This is a genomic window from Pseudomonas sp. 18.1.10 (genome assembly GCF_024655625.1).
Lineage (GTDB): Bacteria > Pseudomonadota > Gammaproteobacteria > Pseudomonadales > Pseudomonadaceae > Aquipseudomonas.
In genome coordinates, this window is the sequence record NZ_JANLGL010000208.1 from 1 (window position 1) to 9,501 (window position 9,501).

Here is a 9,501-nt window from a genome sequence, read left to right on the forward strand (position 1 = left end):
AAGATTAAATTCCGAAACCCCATTTGCGAAAGCAGATGGGGTTTTGTTTTGGGCGGTCGAAAAGTGCTTGCTGCTTCATTCGCGCTGACTTTGCGTGCTGTTTTCAAATGATCCAGTATCGACTGGGAACGAGCACAAGGTGCATGACTGTCGCCAATGCGTGAATCTTAATGTGGCTGTGTCGCTTCCCGGCATTGCATGGCGCGTTGCGAAGTCTTGCCGCGGCAACCCAGGGGGCGGTCACTGAATGCGCTCCAGCAGGCGCTGAAGGCTTGCGAGCATGCGATGAGTGGTAGGCGAGCGCATTGCGCTGGCTAAGCGCGCTGAGCGGCTCAGGGGAGGAGGTTCAAGCTTGGGGCTGAGCGTATAAGAAGGATTTAGCCGTTCGAGCGCTTTTCTACAGGCGAAAAAAAAGACCTTGAATTTCAAGGTCTTTTTTTAAGATGGTGCCCCGAGGGAGACTCGAACTCCCACTCCTTTCGAAAACGGATTTTGAATCCGCCGCGTCTACCAATTCCGCCATCAGGGCTCAATGGCGGCGAAGTATAGAGATGAGATTACCGTTGGTCAATCACCTTTCATGGTCAATTTTCACTATTTCCGCTAGACTTCCCGGCCCTGCTAGACGAACTCCATCATGCGCGTTGCTGACTTTACTTTTGAGCTCCCTGATTCGCTGATCGCTCGCCACCCTTTGGCCGAGCGTCGCGCCAGTCGACTGCTGACCCTGGACGGGCCCAGCGGTGCCCTCGCACACCGTCAATTCACTGATTTGCTTGAGCATTTGCGCCCAGGCGATCTGATGGTGTTCAACAATACCCGGGTGATTCCGGCACGGCTGTTTGGCCAGAAGGCGTCCGGCGGCAAGCTGGAAATCCTGGTGGAGCGCGTGCTGGACAGTCATCGCGTGCTGGCCCATGTGCGCTCCAGCAAATCGCCAAAACCGGGATCAGAGATCCTCATCGACGGTGGCGGCGAGGCTGAGATGGTTGCGCGTCATGACGCGCTGTTCGAGCTCAAGTTCGCTGAAGAGGTCCTGCCGCTGCTGGAGCGTGTCGGCCATATGCCGCTGCCGCCCTACATCGACCGCCCCGACGAAGACTCGGATCGCGAGCGCTATCAGACGGTTTACTCCCAACGCCTTGGTGCAGTAGCGGCACCGACGGCCGGCCTGCATTTCGACCAGCCGCTGCTGGACGCAATCGCCGCCAAGGGCGTCGAGACCGCCTATGTAACCCTGCACGTGGGGGCCGGCACGTTTCAGCCGGTGCGTGTGGATAACATCGAAGACCACCACATGCACAGCGAGTGGCTGGAAGTCAGTCAGGAAGTGGTTGACGCTGTGGCTGCGTGCAAGGCGCGTGGCGGGCGAGTAGTGGCCGTCGGGACCACCAGCGTGCGTTCCCTGGAGAGCGCAGCGCGTGATGGCGTGCTCAAGCCTTTCAGTGGCGACACCGATATCTTTATCTTCCCAGGCCGACCGTTCCATGTGGTCGATTGCCTGGTCACCAACTTCCATTTGCCCGAATCCACGCTGTTGATGCTGGTCTCGGCATTTGCCGGTTACCCGGAAACCATGGCCGCTTACCAAGCCGCCATCGATAACGCGTACCGTTTTTTCAGCTACGGTGATGCGATGTTCATCACCCGTAATCCGGCGCCACGCGGCCCAGAGGAACAACTATGAGTCGTATGTCGTTTGAATTGCTCGCCACTGACGGCAAAGCCCGTCGCGGTCGCCTGACCTTCCCGCGCGGCACCGTGGAGACCCCGGCGTTCATGCCGGTGGGCACCTACGGCACCGTCAAGGGCATGCTGCCACGGGATATCGTCGCCACCGGCGCCGAAATCATCCTCGGCAACACCTTCCACCTGTGGCTGCGCCCGGGCACGGAAGTGATCAAGAAGCATGGCGACCTGCATGACTTCATGAAGTGGCAAGGTCCGATCCTCACCGACTCCGGTGGCTTCCAGGTGTTCAGCCTGGGCGCCATGCGCAAGATCAAGGAAGAGGGCGTGACCTTCGCCTCGCCGGTGGACGGTTCCAAGGTGTTCATGGGCCCGGAAGAGTCGATGCAGGTGCAACGCGACCTGGGTTCCGACATCGTGATGATTTTCGACGAATGCACGCCGTACCCGGCCGATGAAGACGTCGCGCGGATCTCCATGGAGCTGTCCCTGCGTTGGGCCCAGCGCTCGAAGAACGCTCATGGCGACAACACCGCAGCGCTGTTCGGCATCGTCCAGGGTGGCATGCACGAAAGCCTGCGCAAGCGCTCACTGGAAGGCCTCGACAAAATCGGCTTTGACGGCCTGGCCATCGGCGGTTTGTCGGTGGGTGAGCCCAAGCACGAGATGATCAAGGTGCTGGATTATCTGCCCGGCCTGATGCCGGCTGACAAACCTCGTTACCTTATGGGCGTTGGCAAACCGGAAGATCTCGTAGAGGGTGTGCGCCGCGGTGTGGACATGTTCGATTGCGTGATGCCAACCCGTAATGCCCGCAATGGGCATCTGTTCATCGATACAGGCGTGCTGAAGATCCGTAACGCGTTCCATCGCCATGATGATTCGCCGCTGGATCCCACCTGTGATTGCTACACCTGCCAGAACTTCTCCCGTGCTTATCTGCACCATCTGGACAAGTGTGGGGAAATGCTGGGTAGCATGTTGAATACCATCCACAATTTGCGTCACTACCAAGTCCTGATGGCTGGTTTGCGCGAGGCTATTCAACAGGGTACATTGGCCGCCTTCGTCGATGCCTTCTATGCCAAGCGCGGGCTCCCTGTGCCGCCCTTGGACTGAGTTTTCCGACCCTAAGATTCACTATTTGCAACTGGAGTGCTAAATGAGCTTTTTTATCTCTAACGCCATGGCTGACGCCGCTGCGCCTGCTGCTGCCGGTCCTATGGGCGGTGGTTTCGAGTGGATTTTCCTGGTCGGCTTCCTGGTCATCTTCTACCTGATGATCTGGCGTCCACAGGCCAAGCGCGCCAAAGAGCAGAAAAACCTGCTGGGCAGCCTGCAGAAAGGTGACGAAGTCGTGACCACTGGCGGTATCGCCGGCAAGATCACCAAGGTTTCCGACGCTTTCGTGGTACTGGAAGTCTCCGACACCGTAGAAATGAAGTTCCAGAAGGGCGCCATCGCCGCCACGCTGCCAAAAGGCACGCTGAAAGCGATCTGAGTAACAACCTTTACCAATCGACGGGGCGCGCAAGGCGCCCCGCGTCATAAGCGGGCGGCGTGATGCTGAACAAATACCCTCTGTGGAAATACGTACTGATCCTGGCGGTGCTGGCGATCGGTTTTATTTATTCCGCTCCCAATCTCTATCCTGATGACCCGGCGATCCAGATCACTGGCGCCAGCACTTCGCTGCAGGTCAATCAGGCTGATCTGGAACGCGCGAGCAAAGCGCTCACCGACGCGGGTATCCAGGTCAAGGCGGCAACGTTGGCGGCTGATGCGAAGGGCGGCTTGTTGCGCCTGACCAAGCAAGAAGACCAATTGCCGGCCAAGGATGTCGTGCGCAAGGCCATGGGTGACGACTATGTTGTCGCGCTCAACCTGGCACAGACCACGCCAAAATGGCTGCGCAGCATTGGCGCGCACCCGATGAAGCTGGGTCTGGATTTGTCCGGTGGTGTGCACTTCCTGCTGGAAGTCGACATGGACAAGGCCCTCGACGCACGCCTGAAAGTCTACGAAGGCGACGTGAAGAGCCTGCTGCGCAAAGAGAAATTGCGTTATCGCAGCCTGCCGCAACTCAACGGTGCCATCCAGCTGGGCTTCTCTGATGAGGCTTCCCGCGAACAGGCTCGTGCGCTGATCCGCAAGAACTTCACCGATTTCGACATCGTACCGGCCGACCTCAACGGTCAACCTGTACTGCGTCTGGCGATGACCCCGGCCAAGCTGGCGGAAATCCGCGAATACTCGATCAAGCAGAACTTGACCACGGTACGTAACCGCGTCAACGAGCTGGGTGTGGCCGAGCCGATCGTTCAGCGCCAGGGTGCCAACCGCATCGTGGTCGAACTGCCGGGTGTGCAGGACACCGCTGAAGCCAAGCGTATCCTGGGCAAGACCGCCAACCTTGAGTTCCGTCTCGCTGCTGAGCCGGGCGCCTCCAAGGCTACTTCCGAAGAGTTCGAGTTCCGCGAAGGCAATCGTCCTCCTGCACTTATCGAGCGCAGCTTGATTATCACGGGCGACCAGGTGACCGATGCCAAGGCCGGTTTCGGTGAGCACGGTACCCCAGAAGTGAACATCCGCCTGGATGGCCATGGCGGCGAACTGATGAGCCGCGCCACGCGCAGCAACGTCGGTCGCAGCATGGCGGTGATCTTCATCGAGCAACGCCCGGTGACCACCTACACCAAGCAGATCGTCAACGGCGTCGAGAAAGACGTGCCGGTGCAGTCCTTCAAGGAAGAGAAGAAGATCATCAGCCTGGCGACCATTCAGTCGCCGCTGGGTGCTCAATTCCGCATCACTGGCCTGAACGGCCAGGGCGAGTCGTCCGAGCTGGCACTGCTGCTGCGTGCCGGTGGCCTGGCGGCTCCGATGTACTTCGCTGAGGAGCGCACCATCGGCCCGAGCCTGGGTGCCGACAACATCACCAAGGGTATCGACGCCGCCTTGTGGGGCATGCTGTTCGTGTCGCTGTTCATCATCGCCATCTACCGCTTCTTCGGCATCATCGCCACCGTGGCCCTCGCGGGCAACATGGTGATGCTGCTGGCCCTGATGTCGCTGCTGGGTGCTACGCTGACCCTGCCAGGTATCGCCGGTATCGTACTCACCATGGGTATGGCCGTAGACGCCAACGTACTGATCTTCTCGCGGATCCGCGAAGAGATCGCCAACGGCATGACCGTACAGCGTGCAATCAACGAAGGCTTCGGCCGGGCATTTACCGCGATTCTCGACTCCAACCTGACCACCTTGCTGGTCGGCGGGATTCTCTTCGCCATGGGTACCGGGCCGGTCAAGGGTTTTGCGGTAACCATGTCCCTCGGTATCTTTACCTCGATGTTCACGGCCATCATGGTGACCCGCGCAATGGTCAACCTGATTTATGGCGGGCGTGACTTCAAGAAGTTGTGGATTTAAGGGGCTGCCATGTTACGTACAATCAACTTCATGGGCGTTCGCAACGTTGCGTTCGGCGTCACTGTGCTCCTTACCGTGCTGGCGTTGTTCAGCTGGTTCCATAAGGGCCTGAACTACGGTCTGGACTTCACCGGCGGTACGCTCATCGAGCTGACCTACGAGAAGCCCGCCGACGTTACTCTGGTGCGCAACGAGCTGGTCAAGGCCGGCTATCACGAAGCCATCGTGCAGAGCTTTGGTGCCACCACCGACCTGCTGGTGCGTATGCCGGGCGAAGACCCGCAACTGGGTCACCAGGTAGCCGAGGCCTTGCAGAAGGTCGGCGGCGACAACCCGGCGTCGGTCAAGCGCGTCGAGTTCGTGGGCCCGCAAGTGGGTGAGGAACTGCGCGATCAGGGCGGCCTCGGCATGCTGATGGCGCTGGTTGGCATCATGATCTACCTGGCGTTCCGCTTTCAGTGGAAGTTCGGCGTCGGCGCGATTGTCTCGCTGATCCACGACGTGATCGTCACCGTGGGGATCCTGGCGTACTTCCAGATCACCTTCGACCTGACCGTACTGGCGGCCGTGCTGGCGATCATTGGTTACTCCCTCAACGACACCATCGTGGTATTCGACCGGGTTCGCGAGAACTTCCGTGTACTGCGCAAGGCGTCGTTGATCGAGAACATCAACATCTCCACCACCCAGACCCTGCTGCGGACCATGGCAACGTCGATCTCCACTTTGCTGGCGATTGCGGCGCTGATGATCTTTGGTGGCGACAACCTGTGGGGCTTCTCCCTGGCGCTGTTCATCGGCGTTCTGGCGGGGACCTACTCGTCGATCTACATCGCCAACGTGGTACTGATCTGGCTGAACCTCAACAGCGAAGACCTGATCCCTCCTGCTGCTACCGGCAAGGAGGTCGACGACCGCCCTTGATGGGCGCTTGTTGATCCGCTGTTGCAAGAAAGGCACGAGTATTGAACTCGTGCCTTTTTTTTTGCTCCAAGGCTGGGTATAGCGCGGACGTTTCCGTCCGTTTGTGATGGTCAGGAGGTTCATGTGAACAAGTCGTTGCTGGTGGGTGCGGTATTGGGTGCTGTCGGTGTGACTGCCGGGGGTGCTTTTGCCACCTATAGCCTGGTAAAAAGCGGCCCTGAGTATGCGCAAGTGCTGGCAGTACAGCCGGTGAAAACCCAGATCAAGACGCCACGGGAAGTCTGCAAGGACGTCGCCGTGACCCGGCAGAAACCGGTGCAGGATCAACATCAAATCGTCGGCACCGTGGTCGGTGCGCTGGCCGGTGGCCTACTCGGCAACCAGGTCGGTGGCGGTAATGGCAAGAAACTGGCTACGGTAGCCGGTGCGGTGGGTGGCGGTTACGCCGGTAACAAGGTTCAGGAAGGCATGCAGAACCGTGATACCTACACCACCACGCAAACCCGTTGTAACACCGTGAACGACATCAGCGACAAAGTGGTCGGTTATGACGTGCGTTACAACCTGGATGGCAAGGAAGGCTCGGTGCGTATGGAGCGCGACCCTGGTAGCCAGATTCCGGTGGACAAAGAGGGTCGTCTGATTCTCGGTCAGAATCAGCAGTAGTCCAAAGCCTGTAGCAGATCCCAATGTGGGAGCGGGCTTGCCCGCGAAAGCGGAGTGTCAGTCGCTGGATCTATTGACTGGCCAACCGCATTCGCGGGCAAGCCCGCTCCCACAGTTGATGTGTGTCGTTGCCGAATCCCAGGCATAAAAAAAGCACCCCGAAGGGTGCTTTTTTGTGCTCGCTCGCTTAGCGCTTCAGCGAGGCCGGCAGGTGCGGCTGGATCGCCGTCAGGACTGCCTTGAAGCATTTGGTGTTGCCGGCAACCACGTGGCCTTTCTCAAGGAAGTCATGACCACCGGTGAAGTCGCTCACCAAACCGCCGGCTTCCTGGATCAGCAGGGCGCCTGCAGCCATGTCCCACTCGGACAGGCCCGACTCCCAGAACGCATCAAACCGACCGGCGGCAACGTAAGCCAGGTCCAGGCTTGCTGCGCCAGCACGACGGATACCAGCGGTCTGGCCAACCAGGGCGCGGAACATGCCCAGGTAGTTTTCCAGGTTGTCCATCTGGTCGTCACGGAACGGGAAGCCGGTACCCAGCAGGGCGCCGTCCAGGCTGGTGCGGCCGCTGACACGCAGGCGACGACCATTCAACTGGGCGCCACGGCCACGGCTGGCGGTGAATTCTTCCTGGCGAACCGGGTCGAGTACGACGGCGTGTTCCAGGCGGCCACGGTATTTGCACGCGATGCTCACGGCAAAGTGCGGGATGCCGCGCAGGAAGTTGGTGGTGCCATCCAGTGGGTCGATGATCCACAGGTAGTCTTCGCCTTCGCCGCTGCCTTTGTGCAAGCCGGTTTCTTCACCGAGGATGCCGTGGGTCGGGTAGGCCTTGCGCAGCGCGTCGATGATTTTCTGTTCGGCGGCGCGATCCACCTCGGATACATAATCCTTGGCGTCTTTTTCGTCGACCTTGATGGTATCCAGGCGCTCGATGGAGCGGAAGATCAATTCACTGGCGCTGCGGGCGGCGCGCAGCGCGATATTCAGCATGGGCTGCATGGATGTGTCACCTAAGGTTGTTAAAGAAAGCCGAGCATTCTAGCAGAAACTTTCTTCAGGTGAAGGACGACGTTAGCTTTCATGGCATAACCTTAGGCGGTTCTGTAAGATTTGCTCCCCTTTCCCGTGTCCGAGAGCGCCTCCCTTGCTGCAAAACATTCGTGTCGTCTTGGTCAATACCAGTCATCCCGGCAATATCGGTGGGGTGGCGCGAGCCATGAAAAACATGGGGCTGACGCGCCTGGTGCTGGTCGAACCGCGTGTGTTCCCGCATCACGAGGCCGATGCCCGCGCGTCCGGCGCCAATGACATCCTGGAAAAAGCCCAGGTTGTCGCCACCTTGGAAGATGCATTGGTCGGCTGCAACCTGGTGCTGGGCACCAGCGCCCGCGACCGTCGCATCCCTTGGCCGCTGCTGGACCCGCGTGAGTGCGGCACCAAAGTGGTGGAAGAAGCCGCTGGCGGCGCTGAAATCGCCTTGGTATTCGGCCGTGAAGACTCCGGCCTCACCAACGACGAGCTGCAGCGATGTCATTACCACGTGCACATTCCATCAGACCCTGAGTTCAGCTCGCTGAACCTCGGGGCAGCGGTGCAGGTGTTGACCTACGAAGTGCGCATGGCCTGGCTGGCCGCCGAAGGCCAGCCAAGCAAAGTGGAAAAGGATGAAGTGGCTTCGACCAAAAGTGGCGAGCTGGCCACCATGGACGAGCTGGAGCGGTTCTATGAGCACCTGGAGCAAACCCTGGTGGCCATCGAATTCCTCGATCCGGAAAAACCACGGCACTTGATGGCGCGCCTGCGTCGCTTGTACGGGCGTAGCTCGGTCAGCCGGGCGGAAATGAATATATTGCGTGGCATCCTCACGGAAACCCAGAAAGCGGCCCGTGGCGAGCTTCTAAAGCGGAAGGATTAAAAATGTTCGAGCGTCTGCGAGAAGATATCCAGAGTGTTTTCCACCGTGACCCGGCGGCGCGCAACGCCTTTGAAGTGCTGACCTGCTACCCGGGCATGCACGCCATCTGGATTCACCGCCTGTCCGGCGCCCTGTGGGGCATGGGCTGGAAATGGCTGGCGCGGCTGGTGTCGAACTTTGGTCGCTGGATGACCGGGATCGAGATCCATCCGGGTGCCAAGGTGGGGCGCCGCTTCTTTATCGATCATGGCATGGGCATCGTGATCGGCGAGACCGCTGAAATTGGCGACGATGTGACGCTCTATCAGGGCGTAACCCTCGGCGGTACCAGTTGGAACAAAGGCAAGCGCCACCCGACGCTGGGTGACGGCGTGGTGGTAGGGGCGGGCGCCAAGGTGCTCGGTCCATTCACGGTCGGTGCAGGTGCCAAGGTGGGTTCCAATGCCGTGGTGACCAAGGCTGTACCGCCTGGCGCAACGGTTGTCGGCATTCCCGGGCGGATTATCGTCAAGCCGGAAGTCGGCGACGAGCAGGAAGCCAAGCGCAAGGCCATGGCCGAGAAGATCGGCTTCGATGCCTATGGCGTCAGCGAAGACATGCCCGACCCTGTGGCGCGCGCCATTGGCCAGTTGCTCGATCATCTGCAAGCGGTCGACGGCAAGCTGGATGGCATGTGCGGCGCCTTGAAGGATCTGGGTAGCCCCTATTGCGCCAAGGATTTGCCTGAGTTGCGCGAAGAAGACTTCGCCGAGATCAAGGACGAAGCCGCCACCAAGGCTGGCTAGTTCCAAAGGCCGATACATAACCCTGTGGGAGCTGGCTTGCCTGCGATAGCGGTGGGTCAGTAATCCAAGAGGTGGCTGGCATACCG

General features: G+C 59.6%; 9 protein-coding genes and 1 tRNA gene. 8 read left to right on the top strand and 2 right to left on the bottom strand.

The features are described from left to right. Positions 1-444: 444 nt before the first annotated feature. Positions 445-529 (bottom strand) — tRNA-Leu (locus NUV89_RS24460). A gap of 108 nt (positions 530-637) precedes the next feature. Here NUV89_RS24460 and queA point away from each other — a divergent pair. The 6 genes from queA (at position 638) to NUV89_RS24490 (ending at position 6,711) form a co-directional block, all read left to right on the top strand. Beyond that, positions 638-1,687, top strand: coding sequence for a tRNA preQ1(34) S-adenosylmethionine ribosyltransferase-isomerase QueA (gene queA / locus NUV89_RS24465; protein ID WP_257783351.1), 1,050 nt, complete (start codon positions 638-640; stop codon positions 1,685-1,687). Positions 1,688-1,692: 5 nt separating this feature from the next. Continuing rightward, positions 1,693-2,808: a tRNA guanosine(34) transglycosylase Tgt gene (gene tgt, locus NUV89_RS24470; RefSeq protein ID WP_003175976.1), complete on the top strand. Its 1,116-nt coding sequence runs from the start codon at positions 1,693-1,695 to the stop codon at positions 2,806-2,808. Positions 2,809-2,851: 43 nt separating this feature from the next. Continuing rightward, positions 2,852-3,190, top strand: a complete 339-nt coding sequence (gene yajC, locus NUV89_RS24475; protein ID WP_003175975.1) for a preprotein translocase subunit YajC — start codon at positions 2,852-2,854, stop codon at positions 3,188-3,190. Positions 3,191-3,252: 62 nt separating this feature from the next. Further along, entirely contained in the window at positions 3,253-5,121 is a 1,869-nt protein-coding gene (gene secD, locus NUV89_RS24480) for a protein translocase subunit SecD (protein WP_207040540.1), read from the top strand. 9 nt (positions 5,122-5,130) lie between these two features. Beyond that, a complete protein-coding gene (secF, locus tag NUV89_RS24485; protein ID WP_120449815.1) occupies positions 5,131-6,045 on the top strand; it encodes a protein translocase subunit SecF in 915 nt (304 codons plus the stop codon). A 123-nt stretch (positions 6,046-6,168) separates the two neighbouring features. Continuing rightward, the gene (locus tag NUV89_RS24490; RefSeq protein WP_017736830.1) at positions 6,169-6,711 is read left to right on the top strand and encodes a glycine zipper 2TM domain-containing protein; all 543 of its coding nucleotides are present in this window, start codon (positions 6,169-6,171) and stop codon (positions 6,709-6,711) included. A 187-nt stretch (positions 6,712-6,898) separates the two neighbouring features. Here NUV89_RS24490 and suhB read toward each other — a convergent pair whose 3' ends face one another. After that, positions 6,899-7,714 carry an inositol-phosphate phosphatase gene (suhB, locus tag NUV89_RS24495; protein WP_003175971.1) on the bottom strand — a complete coding sequence of 272 codons (816 nt, stop codon included), beginning with the start codon at positions 7,712-7,714 and terminating at the stop codon, positions 6,899-6,901. 145 nt (positions 7,715-7,859) lie between these two features. Between suhB and trmJ the strand changes: the two genes are divergently transcribed. Then, on the top strand, positions 7,860-8,630 hold the full coding sequence (gene trmJ, locus NUV89_RS24500) for a tRNA (cytosine(32)/uridine(32)-2'-O)-methyltransferase TrmJ (protein WP_026136796.1): 771 nt from the start codon (positions 7,860-7,862) through the stop codon (positions 8,628-8,630). 2 nt (positions 8,631-8,632) lie between these two features. Continuing rightward, on the top strand, positions 8,633-9,415 hold the full coding sequence (gene cysE / locus NUV89_RS24505) for a serine O-acetyltransferase (RefSeq protein WP_017736828.1): 783 nt from the start codon (positions 8,633-8,635) through the stop codon (positions 9,413-9,415). Positions 9,416-9,501: the final 86 nt, after the last annotated feature.

What these genes read in the sequence shown, in the direction of transcription:
- secD (WP_207040540.1), top strand. Translation starts at nt 3,253, where the DNA reads ATGCTGAACAAATACCCTCTGTGGAAATACGTACTGATCCTGGCGGTG.
- queA (WP_257783351.1), top strand. Translation starts at nt 638, where the DNA reads ATGCGCGTTGCTGACTTTACTTTTGAGCTCCCTGATTCGCTGATCGCT.
- suhB (WP_003175971.1), bottom strand. Translation starts at nt 7,714, where the DNA reads ATGCAGCCCATGCTGAATATCGCGCTGCGCGCCGCCCGCAGCGCCAGT.
- tgt (WP_003175976.1), top strand. Translation starts at nt 1,693, where the DNA reads ATGTCGTTTGAATTGCTCGCCACTGACGGCAAAGCCCGTCGCGGTCGC.
- secF (WP_120449815.1), top strand. Translation starts at nt 5,131, where the DNA reads ATGTTACGTACAATCAACTTCATGGGCGTTCGCAACGTTGCGTTCGGC.
- yajC (WP_003175975.1), top strand. Translation starts at nt 2,852, where the DNA reads ATGAGCTTTTTTATCTCTAACGCCATGGCTGACGCCGCTGCGCCTGCT.
- cysE (WP_017736828.1), top strand. Translation starts at nt 8,633, where the DNA reads ATGTTCGAGCGTCTGCGAGAAGATATCCAGAGTGTTTTCCACCGTGAC.